Raw genomic sequence first — 26164 nt, 5'->3', positions numbered from 1 at the left:
TCGACAACACCCTCAAGAACAACGGCACCACCGCACTCGACATCCACGCCACCACCGCCCACGGCAACATCACCGCCCGCAGCCTCTGACCCGCCACGCCCCAAGGAGCCCCCTCATGACCAGCTTGGCCATCGCGGCGAACGGGCTGCGCAAGTCCTACGGCGACAAGATCGTGCTCGACGGCATCGACCTGGCCGTCCCGGAAGGAACGATCTTCTCCCTGCTCGGCCCGAACGGCGCCGGCAAGACCACCGCAGTCAAGATTCTCTCCACCCTCATCTCCCCGGGACCCGCCTCCGGCGAGATCCGCGTCGGCGGCCACGACCTCACCGCCGACCCGCAGGCGGTCCGCGCCGCGATCGGCGTCACCGGTCAGTTCTCCGCCGTCGACGGCCTGATCACCGGCGAGGAGAACATGCTCCTCATGGCGGACCTGCACCACCTGCCCAAGCGCGAGGGGCGGCGGGTCGCCGCGGAACTCCTCGAGCGCTTCGACCTCACCGAGGCCGCGAAGAAGCCCGCCTCCACCTACTCCGGCGGCATGAAGCGCCGCCTCGACATCGCCATGACCCTGGTCGGCAACCCGCGGATCATCTTCCTCGACGAGCCCACCACCGGTCTCGACCCGCGCAGCCGCCACAACATGTGGCAGATCATCCGCGAGCTCGTCTCCGACGGCGTCACCGTCTTCCTCACCACCCAGTACCTGGAGGAGGCCGACCAACTCGCCGACCGCATCGCGGTACTGAGCGACGGCAGGATCGCCGCCGAGGGCACCGCCGAAGAACTGAAGCGGCTCATCCCGGGCGGGCACGTACGACTCCGCTTCTCCGACCCGGTCGCGTACCGGACCGCCGCCTCCGCCCTGGGAGAGGTCGCCCTGGACGACGAGGCGCTGGCGCTGCAGATCCCCAGCGACGGCAGCCAGCGCGAGCTGCGCTCGATCCTCGACCGGCTGGACTCCGCCGGCATCGAGGCCGACGAGCTGACCGTGCACACCCCCGACCTCGACGACGTGTTCTTCGCCCTGACCGGCTCCACCGTGCCCACCCAGAACAACGCGCCCAAGGAGGCCGTCCGATGAGCTCCCTCTCCCTCGCCCTGCGTGACTCCTCCACGATGCTGCGCCGCAACCTGCTGCACGCGCGGCGCTACCCGTCCCTCACGCTGAACCTGCTGATGACCCCGGTCATGCTGCTGCTGCTCTTCGTCTACATCTTCGGTGACGCGATGAGCGGCGGCGCGGGCCGCGACGCCTACATCGCCTACATCGTCCCGGGCATCCTGCTCATGACCATCGGCTCCACCGTCATCGGGGCCGCGGTGTCCGTCGCCACGGACATGTCCGGGGGCATCATCGCCCGCTTCCGCTCGATGGCGATCCACCGCAGCTCCGTGCTCATCGGCCATGTCATCGGCAGCGTCCTGCAGTCGATCGCCAGCGTGGTCCTCGTCGGCGCCGTCGCCGTGGCGATCGGCTTCCGCTCCACCGATGCCGGCGTCCTGGAGTGGCTCGCCGCGTTCGGACTGGTCGCGCTGTACGCCCTGGCGCTCACCTGGATCGCGGTCGGGATGGGCATGGCCAGCCCGAACGCCGAGGCGGCCAGCAACAGCGCCATGCCGCTGATCCTCCTCCCGCTCATTTCCAGCGCCTTCACCCCGATCGACGCGATGCCGGGCTGGTTCCAGCCGATCGCCGAGTACCAGCCCTTCACCCCGGCCATCGAAACCCTGCGCGGCCTGCTCCTCGGCACGGAGATCGGCCACAACGGCTGGCTCGCCCTCGCCTGGTCCCTGGCCCTGACCGCGCTCGGCTACCGCTGGTCGACGTCGTCGTTCAAGCGCGACCCGAAGTAACGGAGACGACCTCGACCACTCACACCCCAAGCAGAAGGCGCCCGGACCCTGGTGAGGGACGGGCGCCTTGGCGTGCGGGGATCAGGTCGCGTGGGAATCGTCCGTGCCGAACGAGGTCGCGTGGGAGTCCTGCGGACTGATCACGGTGGCGTGGGAGTCCTGCGGGGTGACGATCGTGGCGTGCGAATCGGCCAGGGCCGGGGTGGCCGTGCCGGCGGCGAGGGCGGCAGCGATGAAGCCGCCGGCCAGGAAGCGCTTGGTGCGGGTCATTTCCAGCTCCTTGCAAGAGTGGTGGAACTCCGTTCCCCAGCGACCCTGCCAGGGTGGGAACTCCAGTTCGATGGTTGTGTGAGGATCCGGTCAGGGTTTGGCCGGGAGTCGCCTCCACGCATGATGGAGGGGCCGGGTGGAAACCCGGCCCCTCCATCACGCGTCCGGTTGCGGCCTGCGTGCCTGCTCTGTCCGCCGGGTTCCCCCGAGCCCTGCGGATGTCCCCCGAGCGCCGGCGCTCAGGCCCCGGACATGTACGGCTTCGGCGGCTCCCCCGTTGGTGTCGCCGAGGCCGTCCCCCCGTGGGAAGCCTCAGCCCTGGGTCGGCTTGAACGGCTCCGATGTGGCGTGCTGGTCCAGCGTGTTGATGTCCCCGCCCGTCGCGTGCTGGTCGAGCGTGGTGATGCCGCCACCCGTCGCGTGCTGGTCCTGGGTGGTGACCGGAGCCTCCTCCGTGCCCGTGGCGTGCTGGTCCTGAGGCTTCAATACGGGCTCGTTCTTGAGCGGTTCGGTCATGATGAGTCCCTCCCATGCTGTTGCGGTGCAGTTGAGTCCGTTGGACCCGGCCGGCTGCTCCCCCGTGGGCGGCCGGCCGGGTCTCTCAGGGCCGTTCACCCTATTGCTCGGGAGCGACGGCCTCATCAGCGACCCGTCTGCCCCCCGACGCGACGGATCGATGAGAGGAGCATGGCGCGCAGTGATAAACGTTCGATGAACGCGCAGACGGCAGCGTTCCTAAGCGGCTGCGGACGGCGCGAGCAGGGACCGGAGGGCATCCGCCTCAGGGGAGTCCAGGCTCTCGTGGATGGCGAGTGCGTCGCGCCAGCAGACCTGAGCGCGGCCGATCTGACCGAGACCGCTGAGGGCGTGACCGAGCACGGTGAGGACGTTCGCACGGCGCCACTCTCCGCCGATGCCGTTCAGCACGGCGAGGGCCTGCTCCGCCAGGGCCGCGGCCTGTGCCGGTCGACGGGCCGACAGTTCGAGCTCCGCGATCCGGAAGAGAGTCATGCCCTCCCAGAGCCTCTGCCGACTGTCCCGGAAGACCGACAGCGCCTCCCGCAGAGCCTCGGCGCCGGCCGCGTGCTGCCGGTCCTCGGTCAGGGCGAGCCCCAACGCGTAGCGCCCGTTCGCACCGCGCAGCGAGTGGCCCATCGAGTCGTAGATCGCGATTCCGCGCTCCGCCAGGGAGATGGCGCTGGTGACGCGCCCCATCGCGAGGTGAACGCGCGAGAGGTTGCAGAGGGCGCTCGCTTCGCTCGGGCGATTGCCGTCCGCCTGGAACCCGTTGATGGCCTCGGTCAGGTGCTGCTCGCCGTCGACGTGCCGATTCTGGTAGATGGCGATGATTCCTCGGGCGTTGGCCGCCCAGGCGACGGTGAGTCCGTCCCCGGTCCGGGCGGCCAGCCGCGCGGCGTGTTCCGCGTCGAGGTCGGCCTCGTCGAAGCGTCCTGTATGGGCCTGGACGTTGCTCAGAGCCATCAGACTCCGGGCCTCCGCGTGCTCGTCGCCGATGGCGCGGACGGCGTCCCGGAGCGCGGTGGCCACGGACTCGTACTGCTTGGAGTTGGCGCCGGATTCGCCCAGATCGATGGAGGCCCACAGTAGATCCACCGCCCGCCGCAGCGTCCCCTCCGACCCCGCCGACTGCCGGACGCACGCCAGCAGGCAGTTCGCCTCGCGGTACAGCCAGTCCTGTGCCGCGTGGCGGTCCGTGAAGGTCAGGCCCTCGTGTTCCGTCGGCTCCAGGTGGTCGACCAGACGGTCGCCCGGGCGCTCGATCGCGTACACCCTCGCCGCCGTCGACAGGTAGAAGTCGAGCAGCCGCGACAGCGCCCGCTCCCGTTCCACCGGCGGCTGTTCGTCCCGCTCCGCGCACGCACGCGCGTAGAGGCGGACCAGGTCGTGGTAGCGGTACCGGCCCGGGGCCGCGGATTCCAGGAGGGACGTGTCGACCAGGGCCTCCAGGAGGTCCTCGGTGTCATGGAGCGGGAGGTCGAGGACCGCGGACGCCGCCGCGAGGGAGATGTCCGGGCCGTCGGCCAGGCCCAGCAGGCGGAAGGCGCGGGCCTGGGCCGGTTCGAGCTGGCCGTAGCCGAGTTCGAAGGTGGCCTTGACCGCCAGGTCGCCCGCCTGGAGTTCGTCCAGGCGGCGGCGCTCGTCGGCGAGCTTCGCCGCCAGGACCGCCACCGTCCAGGTGCGGCGTGCCGCCAGGCGGGAGGCGGCGATACGGATCGCCAGCGGGAGGAAGCCGCACGCGGCCACCACGTCGAGGGCCGCCTCGCGTTCGGCGGACACACGCTCGGTGCCGACGATGCGCGTGAAGAGCTGCAGCGCCTCCTCCGGCGACATGACGTCCAGGTCCACCAGATGCGCCCCGGCCAGGTCCACCATCCGGATGCGGCTCGTCACGAGCGCCGCGCAGCCCGCCGTGCCCGGCAGCAGGGGGCGGATCTGGGCCGCGTCCCGGGCGTTGTCGAGGAGCACCAGGATCCGGCGGCCGTCGAGCGTCGAGCGGTACAGCGCCGCCCGCTCCTCCAGCGAGTCGGGGATGGCCGAGTCCGGCGTGCCGAGCGCCCTCAAGAACGCGCCGAGCACCGTTTCCGGGGCCGCCGCGCGGGCGCCCGCGCCCTGGAGGTCCACATACAGCTGGCCGTCGGGGAAGTGCGGGCGTGCCTCGTGCGCCACGTGCACGGCGAGCGTCGTCTTTCCGACGCCGCCGATGCCGGCGAGCGCCGAGACGGCCATCACGGACCCCTCCGCGGTGGCCAGCCGGTCGCCCAGCTCCCGTACGAAGGAGCTGCGGCCGGTGAAGTCCGGGACCGTGGCGGGGAGCTGCGCCGGCCGGGCCACGACAGGAGCCGGAGCCGACTCCTCCACCGGGCGGGCCAGTTCGGTGTCCGCCTGGAGGATCCGCTGCTGGAGCCGGGAGAGCTCCGGGCACGGGTCGACGCCCAGTTCGTCGGCGAGGAGCCGGCGCGTGTCCGCGTACACGGCCAGCGCCTCCGCCTGCCGGCCGCTGCGGTAGAGGGCCAGCATCAGCAGTTCCCGCAGGCGCTCCCGCAGGGGGTGCGCCGCCGTCAGCGCGGTCAGCTCGGAGACGGCCTCCGCGTGGGCGCCGACCTCCAGGTCCATGTCCAGGCGGGCTTCGAGGAGCTGGAGGCGCCATTCCTCCAGCCGGGCCCGCTGGGTCTCGGCGTATGGTCCCGGGACGGACGCGAGGGGCTCGCCGTCCCAGAGGGCGAGCGCCTTCCCCAGCCGGGAGCGCGCCTCGCCCCGGTCCCCTGCGGCCCGCAGCTTCTCGGCCTCGGCCGCCAGTTCCTGGGCGACGTTCAGGTCCACCACACCGGCCGGAACGCGGATCGCGTAGCCGCCGGCGTCGCTGACCAGGACCCCGGGGGCGAGGATCTTGCGCAGCCGTGAGGCGTACGTCCGTACCGCGGCCAGCGCCTGCGAGGGCGGTTCGTCGCCCCAGATGGCGTCGATCAGCTCCGCGGCCGTGGCCGTGCGGCCGTCGCGCATCAGGAGCGCGGCGAGCAGCGCCCGCTGCTGAGGGGAGCCGGACGGCAGCGCTTCGCCGCCGCGCCAGGCACGCACGGGTCCGAGCACGCCGAAGCGCAGGTCTCCTTCGCTGTGGAGACCCGTCTCCGGAGCCCGCTGCTCCGGTACTCGCGGCCCGTTCTCACGGTCCATAGCTCCCCCTGCCCGCACCGCTGGTTTCGCCCAAGACAGTCTGCCTTGTCCGGAGGGGGCGCGTCAGCATCGGGTGACTGTCTGCACAAGTCCTGCCACAGGATCCGACATGATCCGGCCGCTCCGGGGCTCCCGACTAGCTGACGGGTCGTCAGATCGGCGCTACCGTGAAACGCATGGAGACCTTCCCGAAGATCATCTCGGTGGACGACCACACCGTGGAGCCGCCTCACGTCTGGCGGGACCGGCTCCCGTCCAGGTACCGCGACACCGGACCGCGGATCGTCCGGGCGCCCCTGAAGGAAATGACCTTCCTGGGCGGCAAGTTCGCCCCGGTCATGGGGGAGAAGGGTGACGACGGGCCGATCGGCGACTGGTGGGTGTACGAGGACCTGCACCGGCCGCTCACCCGGCTCGACACCGCCGTCGGCTACGACAGGGACGAGATCAAGCTCGAGGTCATCACCTACGAGCAGATGCGTCCGGGCTCGTACAGCGTCCCCGACCGGCTCGCCGACATGGATGTGAACCATGTGCAGTCGGCGCTCTGCTTCCCCACCTTCCCCCGCTTCTGCGGACAGACGTTCACCGAGGCGAGCGACCGCGAGCTCGGCCTGCTCGGCGTCCGCGCGTACAACGACTGGATGGTGGAGGAGTGGTGTGGGCCGGAGGCGCACGGCCGCCTCATACCGCTCACGCTGATCCCCCTCTGGGACGCCGAGCTCGCCGCCGAGGAGGTGCGGCGCAACGCCGCCCGCGGGGTCCGCGCCGTCGCCTTCTCCGAGATCCCGCCCCACCTCGGCCTGCCGTCCGTCCACACGGACTACTGGGACCCGTTCCTGCGGGCCTGCGACGAGACGGGCACGGTCGTCGCCATGCACATCGGCTCCTCCAGCCGGATGCCGTCCACCTCCGCCGACGCCCCGCCGGCCGTCGGCTCCACCATCACCTTCGCCAACTGCTGCTTCTCGATGGTGGACTGGCTGATGAGCGGGAAGTTCGAGCGCTTCCCCAACCTGAGGATCATGTACGCGGAGGGGCAGATCGGCTGGATCCCGTACATCCTGGAGCGCGCCGACGTGGTCTGGGAGGAGAACCGCGGCTGGGGCGGGGTCGCCGAGAAGGTGCTGCGTCCGCCGTCGGAACTCTTCGCCGAGCACGTCTACGGCTGCTTCTTCGACGACGCCTTCGGGCTGAAGAACCTCGACGCGATCGGCGTCGGGAACGTGCTCTACGAGACCGACTACCCGCACTCCGACTCCACCTGGCCCAAGTCCCGGGAGGTCGGCGAGGCCCAGATGGGGCACCTGGAACCGGAGGTCGTCGACCGGATCGTGCGCGGCAACGCGATCGAGCTGCTCGGGCTGACGGCGGACGGACTCTGGGTGCCGTAGCGCGACGCACGGGGCCCGCGACTCCACGGGGGTCGCGGGCCCCCGTGCGACGCGGCCGGTGCGACAGGACCGGTGCGCCGCGGCCGGTGCGACTCGGGGACGCGGCCGGGGTCGTTTCGGCACCGGGATCCGCGCACCCCTTGTCTGATGGGTCGTCAGGCGCAAGCATGGGGGCCGCTCAGTTATATGACGAATCGTCAGATCCTGAGGGGGTCGCCATGGTGGTCTACGGGATGCAGCTCCCGGTCCAGTCCCAGAGCACGATCTACGCCGAACCCTGGGAGGCCGCGGCCGGCCCCGCCGACCTGCTGGAGATCGCCCGCACCGCCGACCGGGCCGGCTTCGACTACATCGCGAGTTGCGACCACGTCGCCATCCCGCGCCGGCTCGCCGGGCCGATGGGCACCGTCTGGTACGACCCGGTCGCCACCCTCTCCTTCCTCGCCGCCGCGACCGAGCGCGTCCGGCTGCTCTCCCACGTCGCCGTCGTCGGGCTGCGGCACCCGCTGGTGACGGCCAAGGCGTACGCGACCCTCGACCATCTCTCCGGCGGACGGCTGGTCCTCGGGGTCGGGGCGGGGCATGTGCAGGAGGAGTTCGAGGCCGTCGGGGCCGACTTCGCGGGCCGCGGCGGGGTCCTCGACGAGACGATCGACGCGCTCAAGGCGGCGCTCGGACCGGAGGAGTTTCCGGAGTTCAGTGGCGAGCGGTTCTCCTTCAAGGAGCTCGGGCAGCGACCCCGGCCCGCCCAGGAGCGGGTGCCGGTCTGGGTCGGCGGATCCTCGCCCGCCGCCGTGCGCAGGGCCGCGCTCAAGGGCGACGGCTGGCTCCCGCAGGGCGACCCGCGGGAGAAGCTCCCGGCGCAGATCGCCCGGCTGAAGAACCTGCGCGCCGAGGCCGGGATCGAGGAGCCGATCACCGTCGGGGCGATCGTCGAGCCCCTGTACGTCGGCGAGGCCGGCTGGGAGCTCGGCCGGCGGACGCTGACCGGGAAGCCGGAGGCCCTGGCGTCCTCGCTGCGCGCGTACGGGGAGATGGGCGTGGACCAGATCCAGGTGCGGTTCCGCTCCCGGAGCCGTACCGAACTCACCGATCAGATGGCGGTGTTCGCCGCCGAAGTGGCTCCGCACCTCTAGGACCCCGAGGAGTACGCACATGGGCAAGCTGGACGGGCGCGTCGTCGTCATCACGGGCGCGGCGCGCGGGCAGGGCGAGCAGGAGGCGCGGCTCTTCGCCGCCGAGGGGGCGCGGGTCGTCATCGCCGACGTGCTCGACGATCCCGGCGAGGCGCTGGCCAAGGAGCTGGGCGAGGAGCGAGCCGCGTACGTCCACCTCGACGTGACGAGGGAGGAGGACTGGACGGCCGCCGTCGCCCTTGCCAAGGAGCGCTTCGGGCGGATCGACGGACTCGTCAACAACGCGGGGATCCTCCGCTTCAACGAGCTGGTGTCGACCCCGCTCGACGAGTTCCAGGCGATCGTGCAGGTCAACCAGGTGGGCTGCTTCCTGGGGATCCGTACCGTCGCGCCGGAGATCGAGGCGGCGGGAGGCGGCACGATCGTCAACACCGCCTCGTACACAGGGGTGACGGGCATGGCGGGCGTCGGCGCGTACGCCGCCACCAAGCATGCCGTGCTCGGGCTCACCCGAGTCGCCGCCCTGGAGCTGGCGGCCAGGAAGATCCGGGTCAACGCGGTCTGCCCGGGCGCGATCGACACCCCGATGAGCAACCCGGAGGGCGTGGACCCGGCGGCGACGGCCGAGCTGTACCAGAAGCTGGTGCCGCTCGGGCGGATCGGGCGGCCGGAGGAGGTCGCGGCGCTCGCGCTCTTCCTGACCGCGGAGGACTCCGCCTACATCACCGGGCAGCCGTTCGTGATCGACGGCGGCTGGCTCGCGGGCGTCAGCCTGTTCTGAGCGATTCTGACGATCCATCAGCTATTGACGCACCCGCCCCGCGGTGCGAAAGTCGGGCACATCGAGAATCTGACGGTACGTCAGAAACAACGAGGACGGTGAACCCCTTGGAATTCGGGATCTTCGTGCAGGGATACGTCGGCAAGCGGGCCGAGACCGATCCCGAGGCCGAGCACAAGGCGCTGATGGAGGAGACCGAGTACGTCATCCAGGCGGACAGGTCCGGGTTCAAGTACGCCTGGGCGTCCGAACACCACTTCCTGGAGGAGTACTCGCACCTCTCGGCGAACGACGTCTACCTGGGCTACCTCGCCCACGCCACCGAGCGGATCCACCTCGGCTCGGGCATCTTCAACCCCCTCGCGCCGGTGAACCACCCGGTCAAGGTCGCCGAGAAGGTGGCCATGCTCGACCATCTCTCCCAGGGCCGCTTCGAGTTCGGCTCCGGGCGCGGGGCGGGCTCCCACGAGATCCTCGGGTTCATGCCGGGCATCACCGACATGAACCACACCAAGGAGATCTGGGAAGAGACGATCGCCGAGTTCCCCAAGATGTGGCTCCAGGACGAGTACGTCGGCTTCCAGGGCAAGCACTGGTCCCTGCCGCCGCGCAAGGTCCTGCCCAAGCCGTACGGGAAGTCCCACCCGGCCATGTGGTACGCGGCCGGCTCGCCGTCCTCGTACGCCATGGCGGGCAAGAAGGGTCTTGGCGTCCTCGGCTTCAGCGTGCAGAAGGTCTCCGACATGGAGTGGGTCGTCGAGTCGTACAAGACGGCGATCAAGGAGGCCAAGGCGGTCGGCGACTTCGTCAACGACAACGTGATGGTCACGTCGACGGCGATCTGCGCGGAGACGCACGACAAGGCCGTCGAGATCGCGGTGAGCGGCGGGCTCAACTACCTGCAGTCGCTGCTCTTCCGCTACCACGACACCTTCCCGCGGCCGGAGGGCATCCCGGAGTGGCCGGAGCTGCTTCCGGAGTACAGCGCGGAGATCATCGAACTCCTCATCGCCGAGGAGCTGATGATCTGCGGTGACCCGGAGGAGGTCCTGCGCCAGTGCAAGCGCTGGGAGCAGGCAGGGGCGGACCAGCTGTCGTTCGGGCTGCCGATCGGGGTGTCGTACGAGGACACGATGAACACGATCAAGCTGATCGGCGAGCACGTGATCCCCAAGATCGACACGGACCCGATCCACCGCACGACCCGCTTCCGCGGGGGCGCGAGCGCCTGACGGGGTGCTGCCCCCGGGGCCCGGCGGGCCAAGCCGCGTATGCGGCCGTCCCGCCTCCCCGCCCCCCCCGTGTGGGCAATCGTCCCGCTGGGGCGGGACGGGTGGGCAGACGGGACGGCGCCCTGGCGGGCGCGTTCCGCTCATGAACCCCTGTGCACCAGGGCCGTTGAGCTTCAGGTACCTCAGGGTGGGGGTGCACCGGGCGGACGCGCCCGTCAGGGCGCCGTCCGTTGTGCCCACCCGTCCCGCCCCGGCGGAACGAATGCCCACAACGGCCCCCACCAGAGCGCGGGGCGGTGTCTTCCCGGATCGCCGCACCCGTACCGGCCCCGGCCGGAGGTCATCGCAGCCGCGGCCGGCTGCGCGGCCCCCGGCCGGGGCAGTCCACGTGCGAAAGGACCGTCATGCTCGACCACATCATCAAGGGCGCCACCGTCGTCGACGGGACCGGCGCCCCCGCACGCGTCGCCGACATCGGCATACGTGACGGGCGGATCGTCTTCGCCGACGCGGACGCCACCGCCCGCACCACCGAGGACGCCACCGGCCTCGTCCTCACGCCCGGCTTCGTCGACCCCCACACCCACTACGACGCCCAGCTCTTCTGGGACCCCTTCGCCACCCCCTCCATGAACCACGGCGTCACCACCGTCGCCGGCGGGAACTGCGGCTTCACCCTCGCGCCCCTCCACCCGGACCGGCCCGAGGACGCCGACTACACCCGCCGCATGATGTCCAAGGTGGAGGGCATGGCCCTCAAGGCCCTGGAGGAGGGCGTCGACTGGAGCTGGTCGTCCTTCGCCGAGTACCTCGACGCCCTCGAAGGACGCATCGCCGTCAACGCCGGCTTCATGGTGGGGCACTGCGCCCTCCGCCGGTACGTGATGGGCGCCGACGCCGTCGGCGGGCAGCCCACGCCCGAGCAGCTGGAGCGGATGGTCGGGCTGCTCAAGGAGGCCATGGACGCCGGTGCCTGGGGTCTGTCCACCACCCAGTCCTCCACCCACTCCGACGGCGACGGCGCCCCCGTCGCCTCCCGGCACGCCACCCCCGCCGAGCTGATCGCCCTCTCGAAGGCCGTCGGCGAGCACGAGGGCACCCAGCTCGAAGCGATCCTGGCCGGCTGCCTCGACCAGTTCTCCGACGACGAGATCGACCTCTTCGTCGACATGACGGCGGCCGCCGGCAGGCCCCTGAACTGGAACGTCCTCACCATCGACGCCACCGTCCCCGAACGCGTCCCGCGCCAGCTCTTCGCCTCCGAACGCGCCCGCAAGTCCGGCGGCCGGATCGTCGCCCTCACCATGCCGATCCTCACCCCCATGAACATGTCGCTCGGCACCTTCTGCGCCCTCAACCTCATCCCCGGCTGGGGCGAGATCCTGGGACTCCCCGTCCGCGAGCGGATCGCGAAGCTCCGCGACCCTTCCGTCCGGGCCGAGATGCTGCGCCGCGCCGATTCCAAGGAGGCCGGCGTCTTCCGCCGCCTGGCGAACTTCGGCCGGTACGTCATCGGGGACACGTACTCCGACGAGAACCGCGGCCTCACCGGACGGGTCGTCCGCGACATCGCCGCCGAGCGCGGCCAGGACCCCTTCCAGTGCCTCGTCGAGATCTGCGCCAACGACGAGCTGCGGACCGTGCTGTGGCCCATGCCCACCGACAACGACCCAGCGTCCTGGGCGCTGCGCCGCGAGACCTGGGAGCACGAGGACGTGATGCTGGGCGGCTCCGACGCCGGCGCGCACCTGGACCGGATGTGCGGCGCCCCGTACACCACCCGCTTCCTCGGCGACTGTCTGCGCGGCCGGAAGCTGCTCCCCCTGGAACAGGCGGTGAGGATGCTCACCGACGATCCGGCCCGGCTGTTCGGGCTGCGTGAGCGGGGGCGGATCGCGGAGGGCTTCCACGCCGATCTGGTCCTCTTCGACCCCGCGCGGATCGACGCGGGCCCGGCGACCCTGGTGCACGACCTGCCCGGCGACAGCCCCCGGCTCGACTCGCGGGCGATCGGCATCGTGTCGGTCCGCGTCAACGGCGTGGAGACCATCCGCGACGACGAGGTGACCGGCGCGATCCCCGGCAGGGTGCTGCGCTCCGGCCGCGACACGAGGACGGTGAGCACCAGGTGAGCCAGCGGCTCTACATCGGCGGCGAGTGGGTCGAACCCGACGGCGGGTACTACGAGGTGGTCAACCCGGCCACCGAGGAGGTCGTCGGTCTCGCTCCCGAGGCGAGCAGGAGCCAGGTGTACGAGGCGGCGACCGCCGCCCGGGATGCCTTCGCGACCTGGTCCCGTACGAAACCGGAGGAGCGCGCCGCGATCCTCGACCGGGCCGCGGACCTGATGGCCCGGGACGCCGACGCGAACACCGTCCTCGCGCAGGCCGAGACCGGTGCGACGACCGGCACGGCACGCGGGATGCAGGTCGCCGTCGGCTCGTCCCGCTTCCGCCGGTACGCGCGCGGCGCCCTGGAGCCGGTCGAGCAGGCGCTGCCCCCGCAGATCAACGAGGCCGGGCCGATGGGGAGGGCCGGGGTCTTCGGCGCGGTGGCGGTACGGCGCCCGGTCGGCGTGGTCACCTGCATCACCTCGTACAACAACCCCTGGGCCAACCCGGCCGGCAAGATCGCCCCGGCGCTGGCGATGGGCAACACGGTGGTGGTGAAGCCGGCCCCGCAGGACCCGCTCTCCGTCTACGCGATGACCCGGGCCCTGGCGGAGGCCGGGGTCCCGGCGGGTGTCGTCAACGTCGTCACCGGCACGAGCACCGCTGTCGGCGAGGCGGCCGTCGACTCCCCGGAGGTCGACATGGTCTCCTTCACCGGCTCGACGGCCGTCGGGCAGCGCATCGGCGAGGTCTGCGGGCGGGAGCTGAAGCGGCAGCTGATGGAGCTGGGCGGCAAGGGCGCGGCGCTGGTCTTCGACGACGCCGACCTGGACTCGGCGGTGATGGGGATCGGTACCACCTTCTCCTTCTACAGCGGGCAGATCTGCACGGCTCCGACCCGCGTGCTCGCCCAGCGGGGGATCTACGAGCAGCTGATCGAGAAGCTCACCGGCTATCTGGCCTTCATGAAGGTGGGGGATCCGGCGGCGCAGGGCACGGTGGTCGGGCCGGTGATCTCGGCGGCCCACCGCGACCGGGTGGAGTCGTACATCGCCCTGGGGCGGAAGGAGGGGGCCCGGGTCGTCGTGGGCGGTGAGCGGCCGGACCTCGCCAAGGGCTTCTATGTGGCCCCGACCCTGCTCGCGGACTGCACGAACGACATGCGGGTGGTCCGGGAGGAGATCTTCGGCCCGGTCGTCGTGGTCGTGCCCTTCGACGACGAGGAGGAGGGCGTCGCGCTGGCGAACGACAGCGAGTACGGGCTCCTCGACTACGTGTGGTCCGGGGACGTGGCCCGCGCATTCCGTATCGCGGCCCGGCTTCGGGCGGGCGGCGTCGGGGTGAACACGATCGGACGGAACATGGAGGCGCCGTTCGGCGGGTTCAAGAAGAGCGGTGTGGGGCGGGACGTGGGGTCCTACGCCCTGCACGCGTACAGCGAGACGCAGGCGGTGGTCTGGCCCGGCTGACCCCTTTCCCGCAAGGCTCGGAAAATACTTCGGGAAAATTTGGAAACGGACATTTGGGGCACTGCTGCGGTTCCCGCATATCGGACGGCCTTCGAGGCGCCTACCAATCGGTCGGTCCGAACCGGTGGTCGATCTTTCAATCAATGCCAAGAGGGCCGTGTCGTCCTCTCAATGCAAGGTGAAGATCGGCCGGCATCCCGGACTCTGATCTTCCGGATGTGGAAACCGCAGCACTTAACGTCCTGTTCATGACTCAGGTGGAAGCACGGCCCCAGGCCGGAGACACGGTAAGGGGCGTCACCGCCTCGGGCGACAACCATGGCGTACGCCGCAAGGGACTCGGCGGGAACTCCGTCGGACTGATGGGCAGTGCCGTCATCGGCATCTCGACCGTCGCCCCCGTCTACTGTCTGACCTCCACGCTCGGCTCCACGGCCGGCGAGGTCGGACTCCAGATGCCCGCGATCTTCCTCGCGGGCTTCCTCCCGATGCTGCTCGTCGCGTTCGCGTACCGAGAGCTCAACAAGGCGATGCCCGACTGCGGCACCTCCTTCACCTGGACCGTGAAGGCCTTCGGCCCCAAGATCGGCTGGATGTGCGGCTGGGGTCTCGTCATCGCGACGATCATCGTGCTCTCCAACCTGGCCGGCGTCGCGACCTCCTACTTCTGGCTGCTCGCCGGTGAGATCAGCGGCAGCGAGTCCATCGCCGCCCTGGACGACAACAAGGCCGTCCACATCCTCACCTGCCTCACGCTCATCGCCGTCGCCACCGCGATCAGCTACCGCGGCATGACCGCCACCAAGGGCGTGCAGTACGCCCTCGTCGGCCTGCAGCTCGTCGTCCTCGCGCTGTTCGTGGCCATGGCCTTCCAGAAGGCCGGCAGCGGCGCCTTCGACACCGGGCTCTCCTTCTCCTGGTCCTGGATGAACCCGTTCGCCGTCCAGTCCTTCGCCGCCTTCACGGCCGGTCTGTCCCTCTCGATCTTCATGTACTGGGGCTGGGACGCCTGCATGGCGACCAACGAGGAGACCACGGGCAGCACCAAGACCCCCGGCCGCGCCGCGCTCATCGCGATGGTCGTCCTGGTCGGCTCCTACCTCGCCACCGGCGTCGCCGCGCAGATGGCCGTCGGCTCCGGCGACAGCGGGCTCGGCCTCGCGAACCCGGAGACCTCCGACAACGTCTTCGCCGCCCTCGCCGGCCCGGTCATGGGCCCGGCCTTCGGCATCCTGCTCTTCATCGCCGTCCTCGCCTCGGCGGCGGCCAGCCTCCAGACGACGTTCATCCCCGTGGCCCGCACTGTGCTCGCGATGTCGGCCTACGAGGCGCTCCCCGCCTCCTACGCCAAGGTCAACCCGCGCTTCAAGACCCCCGGCAAGGCCACGGTCGTCGCGGGTGTCGCCACCGGCGTCTTCTACACGGCGATGACGCTGGTCAGCGAGAACGTCCTGGTCGACACGATCTACGCGCTCGGCCTGATGATCTGCTTCTACTACTCGCTGACCGCGTTCGCCTGCGCCTGGTACTTCCGCAAGGAGCTCTTCCGCTCCGGCCGTGACTTCCTCTACAAGGGCCTGTGCCCCGTCCTCGGCGGCATCCTGCTGACCGCGGTCTTCGGCAAGACGCTGTACGACATGTGGGACCCGGCCTACGGCAGCGGCTCCTCGGTCCTCGGCGTCGGCTCGGTCTTCGTGATCGGTGTCGGACTGCTGCTGGTCGGCGTGGTCATCATGCTGGTGATGCAGCGCAAGAGCCCCGCGTTCTTCCGGGGCGAGGTGCTCACCAAGGAGACGCCGTCCCTGGTGGTCGCGGACTGAGCGCAGGCCTACGCACCCCTGAGTCACCGACGCCGAGGTGGCGGGACCCTTCCGGTCCCGCCACCTCGGCGTTTCAGCGACCCGTTCAGCGACCCGCGCGATCCGTTTCAGCGACCCGCGCGACCGTCTCGGCGACCGGCCTCAGCGGCCGCCGGGCAGGAGCCCTTCGACCACCGCGTTGGCGGCGGGCATGTCGGCCGCGGCGGCCGGCTTCTCCTGGGGGTTCAGGAGGCCGCTCAGCGGCACGACAGAGGGCAGGCTGGCGTTGCCCAGGTCGGCGGTGTCGGCGACGGCGGACCCGGCGGCGCCGATGCTCCCCGCGACGGCGAGTCCGGTCAGGGCTGCGGTGAGGATCTTCTTCATGCCCGCTCCAACGCGAGGGCCGCGCGGCGGGTTACGAGCGCCCGGTCCGAGGCCGTGGCGGGCGCGCGTTACGGGCAGGTGACCCGCGCCGCATCCCGTTCGAACCGGTCGGGGTGAGTGGAGCGCAACTACCCTCTTACGGAAGGGAAATGGGGGGCGACGCGCTCCTGCCTAGCGTCGTACGGCGTGACTCCCACAGCACATGTCGTCCGGCACCTCACACGGCTGACCCCCGGCTGGCGCACCATCCGCGGTCGGGTCACCGTCGTCCTCGCCGTACCGACCTGCCTCCTCCTCGTCCTCACCGGCCTCGCCGTCGCCGACCGCGCGGGCGACTGGGCCGCCGCCCGCGAGACCCGCGACCGGGTCGACCGCGTCCTCACCGTCCAGGCCCTCGTCCACGAACTCCAGCGGGAGCGCGGGCTCAGCAACGGGCTCCTCGGCGGCGCGCGGCAGTACCGCGACGACCTCGACGCCCAGCGCGCCCGCTCCGACACCGCCCGCGCCGCGCTCGGCGACCTGCCAGGCACCGACCCACTGGGCCGGCTGACGGCGGTGCGCTCGACCGTCGACGCGGGCGGCTCGCGCACCGAGACCTTCGCCTTCTACACCGACGCCATCGCCACCCTCACCGACAGTCACACTGCCGACGCCGCCGGGGGCGACCGCGCCCTCGGTGACGCCATGGACGCGCTGCGGGCACTGGGCGACGCCACCGAGTCCGTGGCGCTGGAGCGCGGCTCCCTCAACGGCGTCTTCGCCGCCGGGCGTTTCCAGGCCGACGAGTACCTGGCCTTCGCCGAGGTACGCGCCGCCCGCGTCGCCGCCCTGCGCCAGTACGCCACGTCCGCGACCCCGGCCCAGCGCGCCGCCCTCGACAAGGCCCTCGCCACCACCGACGCCCGCCGCGCCGCCGACCTGGAGAAACGGGCCGCCGCGGCGGCCGACGGCTCCCGCGTCACCGTCGACCCCAACCTGTGGTGGACGTCGATGACCGTCCTCGTGGACGACCTCTACGGCGTGCAGCGCGGCGTCGGCGCGGACGCGCGGGCCCGGGCCGGGCAGCTCAGCTCGGCGGCCACCGGGCAGCTCGCCGGGTTCGTGGCCCTCGGCTTCCTCATCGTGGTGGTCGCGGCGGCCCTCGCCGTACTCTCCGCGCGCTCCATCACCCGTCCGCTCGGCGCGCTCGCCGAGGAGGCCGACGAGGTGGCCGGCGTACGGCTCCAGGAGGCGGTGCAACGCATCCAGGACGCGGACGGGGGTACGGCGGCGGCCACCGACCCTCCGTACCGCCCGGACGTGCCCGGCAGCGCCCAGGAGATCACCCAGCTCGCCGCCGCGCTGCGCAACGTGGAGCGCACGGCCGTCGGCCTCGCCGCCGAACAGGCCGCCCTGCGCCGCAACACCTCCGAGTCACTGGCCAACCTCGGCCGCCGCAACCAGAGTCTGCTGCGCCGGCAGCTCGGTCTCATCACCACCCTGGAGAGCCAGGAGATCGACCCGGAGGCCCTCGGCGAACTCTTCGAACTCGACCACCTCGCCACCCGGATGCGGCGCAACGCCGAGTCGCTGCTCGTCCTCGCGGGGGAACAGCAACCGCAGCGGGCCTGGCCGGGCCCGGTGACCGCCCGGGAGGTGGTGCAGTCGGCGGTCGCGGAGGTCGAGCAGTACCGGCGGGTCGCCACCGCCGACATCGAACCCTGCCGCATCCGCGGCGACGCCGTCGCCGACCTGTCGCACCTGCTCGCCGAGCTGATCGAGAACGCGCTCGTCTACTCCTCCGTCCAGCTGCCGGTCGAGGTGTACGGCTGGCGGGACCTGGACGAATACTGCCTGGCGGTGGTCGACCGGGGCGTCGGCATGGGCATGGACGACCTGGCCCGCGCCAACGCCCGGCTGTCCGGCGACGAGAGCTTCCTGGTCGCTCCCACCCGGTACCTCGGCCACTACGTGGTAGGCCGGCTCGCCGCTCGCCTCGGCGCGCACGTGGAGCTGCGTCCGACGGACGGCAACGGCATCACCGCGTACGTGGGTCTGCCGGCGGCGGTGCTCGCGGCCGAGGCCGCGGTGGCCGCTACCACGTAGCGGCGCCGAGGACACGGCAGGTGGAGCGGAAGGCGCCCGTCAGATGGCCACCCCGGCCGGCTGCTTGACCGTGACGTTGAGTCGGTTGAACAGGTTGGTGAGGCCGACCATCAGCACGATCGCGGCGAGCTGCTTCTCGTCGAAGTGGTCGGCGGCCGCGTCCCAGACCGCGTCCGGCACGGCGTCCGAGGTGTCGGCGATCCGGGTCGCGTGCTCGGCCAGCGCGAGCGCCGCCCGCTCCTCGTCGGAGAAGTACGGCGCCTCGCGCCAGGCGGCGACGGCGAACAGCTTCTCGTCGCTCACCCCGGCCTTCCTGGCGCTCTTGACGCCGTAGTCCACACAGAAGCCGCAGCTGTTGATCTGGCTGGCCCGCAGGTGCACGAGCTCCAGGATCGACTCCGGGACGCCGCCCTGACGAGTGGCCTTGACCAGGTTCTGGATGGCCGGTCCGGCCTCGGGGAGGAGGTAGGCGGGGTTGGTCATCCGGGGCTTGAGTTCGTGCTGCATGGTGGTCGCTCCTCAGCGGTCCGTGGTGCCGTTGTCGTTGCCTTCACTGCACTGACGGAGCGCGCGACGTGGATGTGACACGTCCGGAGAAGTTTTTTCGCGAGATCTTTCGCGGGACCTTCGCGGGACCTCGGGCGAGTCCGTCAGGAGGCCGGCTCGGCGATCAGCGCGGTGGCGATCGTGCGGAAGCCGAGCCGGCCGTAGAGGCGGGCCACCGCCTCGTCCGTGGCCGAGAGGAAGACGGTCTCCACACCGCGGGCGCGGGCGTCGGCGACCAGGGCCGCGGTGACCGCGAGGCCCAGGCCGCGGCGGCGGGCGTCCGGCAGGGTGCCGACGCCGACGACCTCCGCGACGGCCCCGACCGGCTGGTACTGACCGGCGGACAGGGCGGTGCCGGACGCGTCCACCGCGGCGGCGAGCCGGGTGAGGCCCGCCTCGATCCGGGCCGCGAGCTCTGCGGCGGCCGTGGGTGAGGGCGCGATGCCGAAGGCGGCGTACGGGGCGGCGGCGGCCGACGGCAGAACGGGATCGTCGGCGTCCACGATCCGTACGGTGACGTCCTCGGGCGCCGCGACCTCCTCGGCCGCGCCGTCGAGGACCATCAGCGGGTGCTCGTGGACCACGAGCCCGCTCTTCTCCACGGCGGCTCTCAGCCCCGGCGTGGTCTCCGCCACCCACTCGAAGGCCTCGGGCACCCCCAGCTCCCGCTGCCGCGCCCGCACCCGGTCCACCTCGGCGACCGTGACCTCCCCGGAGTGCCCGAGCGTCGGCCGCGCGTAGTACGGCCAGCCCTCCCCCTCCCGTACGAAGAGGGTGAGCGGCCCGAACTCCTCGGCGCGGGCGGCGGATCGGGGGACGGCGTCGTAGTACGTCTCGAGGCGGTTCAGCATGTCCGCCATCCAAGCAGGCGGGTCACGGAAGCACAGGCGGATTTCCCTGCGTCCAGACGATGCGCAGATCGGCCCGGGACAGGCGCCAGCCCTCGGCGGTGCGGACGAGCTCGTTCTCCGTGCGTCCGCCGGAGACGAACAGCCCGCCGTCGCCCGCGAGGACGTGGGTGGAGAGCTGGTTGCCGAGCAGGGTGGCGCGGTCGCCGTCCACGTCGATCAGGTAGTTGGAGCCGATGTGCAGGGTCCGGTCGAAGAGCCCCATCGCCATCCTCACGTTCGCGGCGACGTCCTCCCGCCCCCGGACGTCTCCGGCGGGGGTGGAGGTGGTGGCGTCCTCGGTGAAGAAGGAAGCCGCCCAGGTCTCGTCGAATGTGCCGCGGTCGTCGAGGGAACGGAGGTAGCGGTCGAAGAGACGGGTGATGGCGGCGGTGTCAGCGGTGTCCATGTTCATGGGACGAGCCTCCTGCCTCAACCAATGTTGAGGTCAAGCGACGTGGGTGATGGCGTCCCGCGCCCGGAGCGCGGCTCGGCGGCGGACTCGGGGGAGTGGGCAGGTCCAGGACGGGGCCGGCGCACGTACCGCCCCGGCATGGGGTCAGCCTGGCATGCGCATGGCGCCGGGGCGCGGGTGGTGGGCGGGGTGCGAGACGATGAGGGCATGACCGAGATCCACACCCCCCGCCTTCTGCTTCGCCGCTGGACCGACGACGACCTCGTCCCCATGGCCGAGATCAACGCCGACCCCGAGGTGATGCGCTGGATCGGCGACGGATCCGTCCGGGACCTGGAGCAGACCGCCGAGGACATCGAGCGGTGGGAGGAGGAGTGGGACGAGGAGGGCTTCGGGCTCTTCGCCGTCGAGCTCCTCGGCTCCGGTGAACTGATCGGCTTCGCGGGGCTCTCCGTGCCGGAGCTCCCCGAGCTGGCGCACGAGGTGGAGATCGGCTGGCGGCTCGGACGGCCCTTCTGGGGGCAGGGCTACGCCTCCGAGGCCGCCCACGCGGCCCTGGAGTTCGCCCTCCAGGACCGCGGTCTCGACCGGGTGATCAGCATCGCCCACATCTCCAACACGGACTCCGAGAACGTCATGCGCAAGCTCGGCATGACCCCGGAGCGCGAGACCACCCACCCGGTCTTCGGCGTCCCGCTGCGCGTGCACGCCATCGACCTCACCGAGTACCAGGGCTGATCCCGCCGGCCTCCAGGAACACCGGGTTGGTGAAGGCGACCAGGGCTCCAGGCAGGGGCGGCAGCGTCGCCGGATGGCGGACCTCCGCCCGTACGTAGGTGGCGTACGCGGCCGTCGTCACCCACTCCACCGGGCCCGTCGCCGCCGCCGTGTGCAGGACGCCCTGGTCGGTGACGAGGCGGACCGTGCCGCCTGCCGGGGCGCCGGTCACCGTCAGACGGACGGTGACGGGCTCGTCGGCCGGCACCCGCAGCCGTTCGCCGATGCCCGCCGAGCGGCCCCGGCCGTCCGTCACCGTGAAGTCCAGGGAGACGGACGAGGACTCGGCGACGTACGAACGGCCCGCGCGCAGGCCCTCCAGGATCGCCCGCCGGCTCAGGTCGTCGGCCAGGACCACGGTCTGCGGGGTGCCGACGCGGTCCGGGTCGCGATGGGCGTCGCTGTTGCCCATCGCCGGGGTCCAGCGGCCCTGGGCGAGCGCCGCGTCCCAGGACGCGAGGGACACCTCGTCGTCCGGGGTGAACGGGCCGTTCCACACCTCGACCGCGTCCGCGTCGCCGAAGCCGAACTTCCAGTTGCAGCCGATGCAGGTGGCGTGCGGATGCGCCGGCACGACGAGGCCGCCCGCCCGGCGGATCTCCCGCGCGAAGTGACCGAAGCGGTTCTCCCGCGCCCGGTAGCGCCAGTCCACGAACGTGCCCGGGTCGGTCCCGAGCGCCAGGACGTGACCGTTGCGGGTGGTGATCTCCTCGCCGAGGAGGATCAGCAGGTCGTCACCGGCCAGGTCCGCCCACGCGCCGTGCGCGGCATGGGTGTTGTGCTCGGTGGTGGTCAGGAAGTCGAGCCCGGCGGCGCGCGCGAGCGCGGCGACCTCGGCGGGCGTACGACGCCCGTCCGAGTACACGGTGTGCAGATGGCTGTCGCCGCGGTACCAGGCCCGGCCGCGGCCCTTGGCCCGCTCCGGCGGGTACACCGGCCTGGGTGTGGGCGGCGAGGCGCCGAAACGGAGGGTGATCGTCACCGCGTAGTTGAGCCCCTGCGGCGCCACCGTGTACGGGGCGAGCACCACGAACCAGGTGCCGGCCTTCAGCGGGCCGGCGACATAGCCGGGGGTCGCCTCGTCGGCGCGCAGGAAGAACTCCTTGCGCGCCCCGCCCGACCAGCCCCGGAAGCCCTTGCCGCCGAGCTCGGTGCCGCGCTGGTCGAAGATGCCGATGTCCAGGGCGTTGCCCTGGGTCCCGGCGGGGACGGCCGGCCGCTCGTACGCGTAGGAGACATGGATCTCGCGCACCCCGCGCGGGATCTCGACCGGCAGATACACGAAGTCGGGGGAGCCGGGCGGCAGCGTGCCGCTGACCGTCTCCGTACGGTCGCCGCCGGGAGTGTCCGCCTGGGCGAAGCTCACGCTTCCCAACGTAAGGGCGGACGCGGCTGAGGTCACGAGGAGCGTTCGTCTGGTCGGTTCGCTCATGTCCGGCACCCTCGTATGAAGCCCTGAACTTCCGGACAACGCAAGAGGCCCGTGGCGTCGCACCTCTCGGAAATCCCCGCCGCAGCCCCTACCGTTCCGCTATGCGGATCTCGACCACGATCTTCCTGACCGACGAGACCATCTCCCCCGTCCGCCTCGCCCGCGAGCTGGAGCAGCGGGGCCTCGCCGGGCTCTATCTGCCCGAGCACACCCACATCCCGGTCGAGCGGACGACTCCGTACCCGGCGGCGGGCACCGAACTGCCCCCGGAGTACGGCCGTACCCTCGACCCCTTCGTCGCCCTCGGCCAGGCGGCCGCCGTCACCGAGCGGCTCGAGCTCGGCACCGGCATCACGCTGGTCACCCAGCACGACCCGATCGATCTGGCCAAGCAGATCGCCACCCTCGACCATCTGTCGGGCGGCCGCTTCACCCTCGGCGTCGGCTTCGGCTGGAACAAGGAGGAGGCCGCCGACCACGGCGTGGAGTGGGCGACGCGGCGTGAGCTCGGCCGGGAGCGGATGGCGCTGATGCGGGCGCTGTGGGCGGACGAACCGACCGCGTACGAGGGCGCGTTCGGGGTCTCGGTACGCGCCTCCTACGCCTGGCCCAAGCCGGCGGGCGGCGCCCCACGCACGCTGCTCGGCGGGGCGGCGGGACCGAAGCTCTTCGCGCAGGTCGCCGAGTACGCGGACGGCTGGATGCCGATCGGCGGACGCGGTCTGACGCAGTCGCTCCCGGTGCTCCGCGAGGCGTGGGAGAAGGCCGGCCGGGACCCGAAGACCCTTCAGGTCGTCCCGTACGCGGTCCTGCCGAACCCGGGGAAGCTGGCGCACTACGAGGAGCTGGGCTGCGAGGAGGTCGTGCTGCAACTGCCGCCCGGGGACGAGGCGGAGGTGCTGGGGGTTCTGGACACGTACGCGCAGTACCTCTGAACCGCGTACAGGCCGATGCGCAGCCCCTTGCGCTGTTGATCGTTCACCCTGCCGACGCTACGGCCGGGTCAGGGCGGCCCGGATCCGTACGGGGGCTCAGAGGGACGGGGCTCGGGTACTCAGAGGAGGGCGTCAGGAGGGCTGGAAGCAGCGGGAGACCACGGAGACGGCGATCAACGCCTTCGTCTTGGCCGTGGGGTTCTTGCGTTCGTCCATGAGCTGGAGTTGCACCGCGTAGTCGCCGTCGGGCGAGTCGGCCCGCAGCGTGGGCGTCTTCGCGGCGCTCTCGTCCGGACCGTCCTGCGTGACCTTCCAGCCCTTCGCGGGCAGGGTGGTGCGCATGCGGTTGTAGGCCTGCTCCAGCTCCTCGTACGGAAGGTCGTAGATGCTCCACGGGTGGTCCATCTGCTCCACCCCGTCCCCGTAGCTGTCGCACGGCAGCGGCTGGGGACCCCCCTCGGTCACCTTCCCCTTCAGGCCGATCATGTCCAGGACCTGGCTGGACGTGCGCTGCGTCCCCTCCCGCATCTGCGCGCTGTCGCGTGTCTCGGCGGTCTTCTTCTCCACAGTCGAGCATCCCGTCAGAAGTGCGCACGCCAGCAGGGCGGGCACGGTCCATGTGAGTCGCTTAGTCAAGGGTCACCTTGTCGTACTTGCCGGCGATGACCGCCGCCTGGTTCTCGACGCTGGACTTGTCGGTCCAGAAGTCTCCGTGGTCCTTCGCACCGCTCTTCATGATGTTGCCGCCGAAGTCCTCGTCCGTGGGGATGTTGCCACCCTCACCGTGCCCGACGAGCCGGCCGCCCTGACGCACGAGGATGTCGTCGAAGCCGCCACCCATCGCCCAGACGTGCTCCTTGCCCACCTTCAGGTCGCTCGCGTGCTCCACCTGCATGCCGGGGCTGCCCACCGCGATGATGTCGTCCGCGATCGGGCCGCTTTCCAGCTTGGTGGCCATGCCCGCCACGGTGGAGCCGTAGCTGTGGCCCATGAGCGTGGTGTGGGACTTCTCCGGGCCGCCCTGGGCGGTCTCGAGACCGCCCATGAAGTGACGCAGGGTCGGAGCGCCGCTGTCGCCGTACTTGTTGAGCATGGCCTCCCCGAGGTGGTTCGGCGCGTTGTAGTCGAACCACGTGATGGTCGAGAACGAGGCGTTCGGGTCCAGTCTCTTGGCGTTGCCGTACAGGGCGTCGGTGCGCTTGAGGTTGTCCTCGATCTCCTCGAGCTTCGTCGTCGTTCCCGGCACGTACACCGACGTGTGGTCCGCCGTGTCGGGGTTGCCGACCGCAAGGATCACCCGCCCGTCGTCCTTCTCGCCGTCGAACTTCAGCAGGTACCCCTCCGGCATGCCGGGACGCTGCTCCAGACGGGTCTCGATCGCGTTCATGCCGGCCAGCTTGTCCTTGAGATCGTCCCGGCGGCCCTCGTACTTGTTGTGCCAGTCCAGCCACTCCTGGCTGTAGACCATGCCGCCGCGCGCCCCGTGGGAGACCAGCTTGGGCTTCGGCTCCGGCGGCATGCCGGCCAGTTCGACCTCGTACCTCGCCTTGGTCTCCGCGAAGACCACGCGGTTCAGGTCGTCGCGGAAGGCGGAGGGGAGGCCGTCGAGGGCGCCGACGGAGGCGGGGTAGAGGGTGGCGTACTCGTCGCGCTGCTCCTGCGTGAGGCCGTTCCACCACTCGACGTTCTCCTTCGGAGACTTGCCGTGCGGGATCTTGTCGTCGTCCAGGTACTTGCCCGCCGCGTTCTGCATCGCCTTGGTGTCGGAGGCGGCGTCGGCGAGGGTCTTGTTGTCGACCTTGAGGCCGGGTTCGGCCTTGAGCTGGGCCAGGGCGTCGTTGTAGCGGCCGTCGATCTCGGCGGCCTCCCGGACGGCGGCGGCGATCGAGTTGGCGACGGCCTGCGCCTTGGCCTGGTTCGGGTTGCCGCCGCCGAGGGCAGGGAACTGGCCGGGGGGATTGAGCAGCGGCGAGTTCGGATACCGCTGGAGCGGCGGACCCGTGGGGGAGAGGAAACCGAACTGCGAGCCCTGGGCCGTGCCGCCCGGGACGGGCTTCTTGTCGATGAGGTTCTCGCCGCCGGCCGGGTACTCCACCGAGCCGTCGGGGTGGACGGTGAACTTGAGGTTCTCGGCGTCCTCCAGGGCCTGCTTCAGCTTCCTCTGCGGGGCGGCGAGTTCCGAGGCGAGACCGTTGAGCGCGGTGCGGATCAGTCCGCACTCGGTGTGCAGGTACTGGTAGTTACGGGACAGCTGGTCGAGGTCGGCGACGGCGGCCTTGGCCGTGTCGCCCTCCTGGGTGCCCCTGATCCTGCCGAGCATCTCGTTGTCGACGCGGTCCTTGTCGACGTTGGAGCGGGAGCTGACCTTGCCCCAGCCGTCGGCCGCGTCCGTGAACTCGGAGAGCTTGATGTCACGCAGTTGCTGCCAGGTGGGCATGGCGGATCAGCCCTCCTTCTTCTGGGCGGGGACGGGGGACTCGGCGGCGATCTTCCGCTGGGTGTCGGCCTCACGTTCGCCGAAGTCGCGTCCCGCGCTCTTGAGGGCCGGTTCGAGCCGGCCGCACTCGTCACGTACGGCGGTGACCCGGGTCTTCCACGTCTCCAGGATGGTGGTGAGCGTGGTGCCGGAGGCGAATCCGGTGGTGGCGCCCGCCACTCCCTCGTTGGCCGTCGTCAGATCGGTCAGCGAGGACGATGTCGAGGTGCGCAGCTCGCCCGCGACGTTGCCGGACTTGGTCCAGGGACCCTCGTCGGCCTTCAGGTCCGTCTTGCCGCCACCGCCGCCTCCGTCGGGCGCGGTGGACGCCAGTGACATGCGGGCGTCGGAATCGCCGATTCCGAACAGTTCGTCCCATTTGGCGTTGAGCGCCACCGGTGTTCCCCCGAAGATGTGTTCACATTGCGAGACGTCATTGTAGGGAGCCGCAGGTGGGCGGGGATGAGCACGCGTACTCATTCCTG

General features: G+C 71.1%; 23 protein-coding genes. 12 read left to right on the top strand and 11 right to left on the bottom strand.

Annotation, left to right across the window (positions count from 1 at the left end; all coding sequences use genetic code 11):
* The first annotated feature begins 115 nt into the window (after positions 1 to 115).
* Both ABZ939_RS15200 and ABZ939_RS15195 read left to right on the top strand, forming a co-directional pair.
* Entirely contained in the window at positions 116 to 1084 is a 969-nt protein-coding gene (locus tag ABZ939_RS15200) for an ATP-binding cassette domain-containing protein (RefSeq protein ID WP_361853886.1), read from the top strand.
* Positions 1081 to 1857 (top strand): ABC transporter permease, encoded by a 777-nt coding sequence (locus ABZ939_RS15195; protein ID WP_361853883.1) that lies wholly within the window; start codon positions 1081 to 1083, stop codon positions 1855 to 1857. Before ABZ939_RS15200 ends, ABZ939_RS15195 begins: the two co-directional genes overlap by 4 nt.
* 81 nt (positions 1858 to 1938) lie before the next feature.
* On the opposite strand, the gene ABZ939_RS15190 is transcribed toward ABZ939_RS15195, so the two are convergent.
* The 3 genes from ABZ939_RS15190 to ABZ939_RS15180 all read right to left on the bottom strand — a co-directional run bounded on the left by ABZ939_RS15190 (position 1939) and on the right by ABZ939_RS15180 (position 5820).
* Positions 1939 to 2127, bottom strand: a complete 189-nt coding sequence (locus tag ABZ939_RS15190; protein WP_361853880.1) for a hypothetical protein — start codon at positions 2125 to 2127, stop codon at positions 1939 to 1941.
* 312 nt (positions 2128 to 2439) lie between these two features.
* Positions 2440 to 2643 carry a hypothetical protein gene (locus ABZ939_RS15185; RefSeq protein WP_361853877.1) on the bottom strand — a complete coding sequence of 68 codons (204 nt, stop codon included), beginning with the start codon at positions 2641 to 2643 and terminating at the stop codon, positions 2440 to 2442.
* 219 nt (positions 2644 to 2862) lie between these two features.
* Positions 2863 to 5820: a BTAD domain-containing putative transcriptional regulator gene (locus tag ABZ939_RS15180; RefSeq protein ID WP_361853874.1), complete on the bottom strand. Its 2958-nt coding sequence runs from the start codon at positions 5818 to 5820 to the stop codon at positions 2863 to 2865.
* Between the two features lie 176 nt (positions 5821 to 5996).
* Here ABZ939_RS15180 and ABZ939_RS15175 point away from each other — a divergent pair, with 176 nt between their 5' ends.
* The 7 genes from ABZ939_RS15175 (at position 5997) to ABZ939_RS15145 (ending at position 15763) form a co-directional block, all read left to right on the top strand.
* The gene (locus ABZ939_RS15175) at positions 5997 to 7214 is read left to right on the top strand and encodes an amidohydrolase family protein (protein ID WP_361853871.1); all 1218 of its coding nucleotides are present in this window, start codon (positions 5997 to 5999) and stop codon (positions 7212 to 7214) included.
* 218 nt (positions 7215 to 7432) lie between these two features.
* Positions 7433 to 8350 carry an LLM class F420-dependent oxidoreductase gene (locus ABZ939_RS15170; protein ID WP_361853868.1) on the top strand — a complete coding sequence of 306 codons (918 nt, stop codon included), beginning with the start codon at positions 7433 to 7435 and terminating at the stop codon, positions 8348 to 8350.
* A 19-nt stretch (positions 8351 to 8369) separates the two neighbouring features.
* Positions 8370 to 9131, top strand: a complete 762-nt coding sequence (locus ABZ939_RS15165; RefSeq protein ID WP_361853865.1) for a glucose 1-dehydrogenase — start codon at positions 8370 to 8372, stop codon at positions 9129 to 9131.
* 107 nt (positions 9132 to 9238) lie between these two features.
* A complete protein-coding gene (locus ABZ939_RS15160) occupies positions 9239 to 10363 on the top strand; it encodes an LLM class flavin-dependent oxidoreductase (protein ID WP_361853862.1) in 1125 nt (374 codons plus the stop codon).
* 404 nt (positions 10364 to 10767) lie between these two features.
* Positions 10768 to 12495: a D-aminoacylase gene (locus ABZ939_RS15155; protein ID WP_361853860.1), complete on the top strand. Its 1728-nt coding sequence runs from the start codon at positions 10768 to 10770 to the stop codon at positions 12493 to 12495.
* A complete protein-coding gene (locus ABZ939_RS15150) occupies positions 12492 to 13943 on the top strand; it encodes an aldehyde dehydrogenase family protein (RefSeq protein ID WP_361853857.1) in 1452 nt (483 codons plus the stop codon). Before ABZ939_RS15155 ends, ABZ939_RS15150 begins: the two co-directional genes overlap by 4 nt.
* A 248-nt stretch (positions 13944 to 14191) precedes the next feature.
* Positions 14192 to 15763, top strand: a complete 1572-nt coding sequence (locus ABZ939_RS15145) for an APC family permease (protein ID WP_361853854.1) — start codon at positions 14192 to 14194, stop codon at positions 15761 to 15763.
* 141 nt (positions 15764 to 15904) lie between these two features.
* Here the strand turns inward: ABZ939_RS15145 and ABZ939_RS15140 are convergent, their stop codons facing one another.
* Positions 15905 to 16126, bottom strand: a complete 222-nt coding sequence (locus tag ABZ939_RS15140; RefSeq protein ID WP_361853851.1) for a hypothetical protein — start codon at positions 16124 to 16126, stop codon at positions 15905 to 15907.
* A 186-nt stretch (positions 16127 to 16312) separates the two neighbouring features.
* On the opposite strand from ABZ939_RS15140, the gene ABZ939_RS15135 reads away from it, so the two are divergent.
* Positions 16313 to 18211 carry a nitrate- and nitrite sensing domain-containing protein gene (locus ABZ939_RS15135; RefSeq protein ID WP_361853848.1) on the top strand — a complete coding sequence of 633 codons (1899 nt, stop codon included), beginning with the start codon at positions 16313 to 16315 and terminating at the stop codon, positions 18209 to 18211.
* 39 nt (positions 18212 to 18250) lie between these two features.
* Here ABZ939_RS15135 and ABZ939_RS15130 read toward each other — a convergent pair whose 3' ends face one another.
* The 3 genes from ABZ939_RS15130 to ABZ939_RS15120 all read right to left on the bottom strand — a co-directional run bounded on the left by ABZ939_RS15130 (position 18251) and on the right by ABZ939_RS15120 (position 20059).
* On the bottom strand, positions 18251 to 18718 hold the full coding sequence (locus ABZ939_RS15130; RefSeq protein ID WP_361853845.1) for a carboxymuconolactone decarboxylase family protein: 468 nt from the start codon (positions 18716 to 18718) through the stop codon (positions 18251 to 18253).
* 143 nt (positions 18719 to 18861) lie between these two features.
* On the bottom strand, positions 18862 to 19617 hold the full coding sequence (locus tag ABZ939_RS15125; protein ID WP_361853842.1) for a GNAT family N-acetyltransferase: 756 nt from the start codon (positions 19615 to 19617) through the stop codon (positions 18862 to 18864).
* Between the two features lie 13 nt (positions 19618 to 19630).
* Positions 19631 to 20059 (bottom strand): nuclear transport factor 2 family protein, encoded by a 429-nt coding sequence (locus ABZ939_RS15120; RefSeq protein ID WP_361853839.1) that lies wholly within the window; start codon positions 20057 to 20059, stop codon positions 19631 to 19633.
* A gap of 207 nt (positions 20060 to 20266) precedes the next feature.
* Between ABZ939_RS15120 and ABZ939_RS15115 the strand changes: the two genes are divergently transcribed.
* A complete protein-coding gene (locus ABZ939_RS15115) occupies positions 20267 to 20797 on the top strand; it encodes a GNAT family N-acetyltransferase (protein ID WP_361853837.1) in 531 nt (176 codons plus the stop codon).
* Here ABZ939_RS15115 and ABZ939_RS15110 read toward each other — a convergent pair.
* On the bottom strand, positions 20778 to 22268 hold the full coding sequence (locus ABZ939_RS15110) for a CehA/McbA family metallohydrolase (protein ID WP_361853834.1): 1491 nt from the start codon (positions 22266 to 22268) through the stop codon (positions 20778 to 20780). The genes ABZ939_RS15115 and ABZ939_RS15110 overlap by 20 nt on opposite strands.
* Before the next feature lie 101 nt (positions 22269 to 22369).
* Between ABZ939_RS15110 and ABZ939_RS15105 the strand changes: the two genes are divergently transcribed.
* On the top strand, positions 22370 to 23203 hold the full coding sequence (locus tag ABZ939_RS15105) for an LLM class F420-dependent oxidoreductase (protein ID WP_361853832.1): 834 nt from the start codon (positions 22370 to 22372) through the stop codon (positions 23201 to 23203).
* 132 nt (positions 23204 to 23335) lie between these two features.
* Here ABZ939_RS15105 and ABZ939_RS15100 read toward each other — a convergent pair whose 3' ends face one another.
* The 3 genes from ABZ939_RS15100 to ABZ939_RS15090 are packed head-to-tail and all read right to left on the bottom strand — an operon-like array spanning position 23336 to position 26075.
* Positions 23336 to 23839 (bottom strand): hypothetical protein, encoded by a 504-nt coding sequence (locus tag ABZ939_RS15100; RefSeq protein ID WP_361853829.1) that lies wholly within the window; start codon positions 23837 to 23839, stop codon positions 23336 to 23338.
* Positions 23832 to 25640, bottom strand: coding sequence for an alpha/beta hydrolase (locus tag ABZ939_RS15095; RefSeq protein ID WP_361853826.1), 1809 nt, complete (start codon positions 25638 to 25640; stop codon positions 23832 to 23834). Before ABZ939_RS15095 ends, ABZ939_RS15100 begins: the two co-directional genes overlap by 8 nt.
* 6 nt (positions 25641 to 25646) lie before the next feature.
* Positions 25647 to 26075 (bottom strand): hypothetical protein, encoded by a 429-nt coding sequence (locus ABZ939_RS15090; protein ID WP_361853823.1) that lies wholly within the window; start codon positions 26073 to 26075, stop codon positions 25647 to 25649.
* Positions 26076 to 26164: the final 89 nt, after the last annotated feature.

The organism is Streptomyces sp. NPDC046712 (assembly GCF_040645695.1).
Classification (GTDB): domain Bacteria; phylum Actinomycetota; class Actinomycetes; order Streptomycetales; family Streptomycetaceae; genus Streptomyces.
The sequence above is the reverse complement of the archived record's forward strand: the minus strand, read 5'-3'. Positions and strand labels throughout refer to the sequence as shown.

Bases quoted from the DNA above. Each gene is read 5' to 3' on its own strand.
- ABZ939_RS15200 (WP_361853886.1), top strand. From the start codon at position 116: ATGACCAGCTTGGCCATCGCGGCGAACGGGCTGCGCAAGTCCTACGGC.
- ABZ939_RS15195 (WP_361853883.1), top strand. From the start codon at position 1,081: ATGAGCTCCCTCTCCCTCGCCCTGCGTGACTCCTCCACGATGCTGCGC.
- ABZ939_RS15190 (WP_361853880.1), bottom strand. From the start codon at position 2,127: ATGACCCGCACCAAGCGCTTCCTGGCCGGCGGCTTCATCGCTGCCGCC.
- ABZ939_RS15185 (WP_361853877.1), bottom strand. From the start codon at position 2,643: ATGACCGAACCGCTCAAGAACGAGCCCGTATTGAAGCCTCAGGACCAG.
- ABZ939_RS15180 (WP_361853874.1), bottom strand. From the start codon at position 5,820: ATGGACCGTGAGAACGGGCCGCGAGTACCGGAGCAGCGGGCTCCGGAG.
- ABZ939_RS15175 (WP_361853871.1), top strand. From the start codon at position 5,997: ATGGAGACCTTCCCGAAGATCATCTCGGTGGACGACCACACCGTGGAG.
- ABZ939_RS15170 (WP_361853868.1), top strand. From the start codon at position 7,433: ATGGTGGTCTACGGGATGCAGCTCCCGGTCCAGTCCCAGAGCACGATC.
- ABZ939_RS15165 (WP_361853865.1), top strand. From the start codon at position 8,370: ATGGGCAAGCTGGACGGGCGCGTCGTCGTCATCACGGGCGCGGCGCGC.
- ABZ939_RS15155 (WP_361853860.1), top strand. From the start codon at position 10,768: ATGCTCGACCACATCATCAAGGGCGCCACCGTCGTCGACGGGACCGGC.
- ABZ939_RS15145 (WP_361853854.1), top strand. From the start codon at position 14,192: ATGACTCAGGTGGAAGCACGGCCCCAGGCCGGAGACACGGTAAGGGGC.
- ABZ939_RS15140 (WP_361853851.1), bottom strand. From the start codon at position 16,126: ATGAAGAAGATCCTCACCGCAGCCCTGACCGGACTCGCCGTCGCGGGG.
- ABZ939_RS15130 (WP_361853845.1), bottom strand. From the start codon at position 18,718: ATGCAGCACGAACTCAAGCCCCGGATGACCAACCCCGCCTACCTCCTC.
- ABZ939_RS15125 (WP_361853842.1), bottom strand. From the start codon at position 19,617: ATGGCGGACATGCTGAACCGCCTCGAGACGTACTACGACGCCGTCCCC.
- ABZ939_RS15120 (WP_361853839.1), bottom strand. From the start codon at position 20,059: ATGAACATGGACACCGCTGACACCGCCGCCATCACCCGTCTCTTCGAC.
- ABZ939_RS15115 (WP_361853837.1), top strand. From the start codon at position 20,267: ATGACCGAGATCCACACCCCCCGCCTTCTGCTTCGCCGCTGGACCGAC.
- ABZ939_RS15110 (WP_361853834.1), bottom strand. From the start codon at position 22,268: ATGAGCGAACCGACCAGACGAACGCTCCTCGTGACCTCAGCCGCGTCC.
- ABZ939_RS15105 (WP_361853832.1), top strand. From the start codon at position 22,370: ATGCGGATCTCGACCACGATCTTCCTGACCGACGAGACCATCTCCCCC.
- ABZ939_RS15095 (WP_361853826.1), bottom strand. From the start codon at position 25,640: ATGCCCACCTGGCAGCAACTGCGTGACATCAAGCTCTCCGAGTTCACG.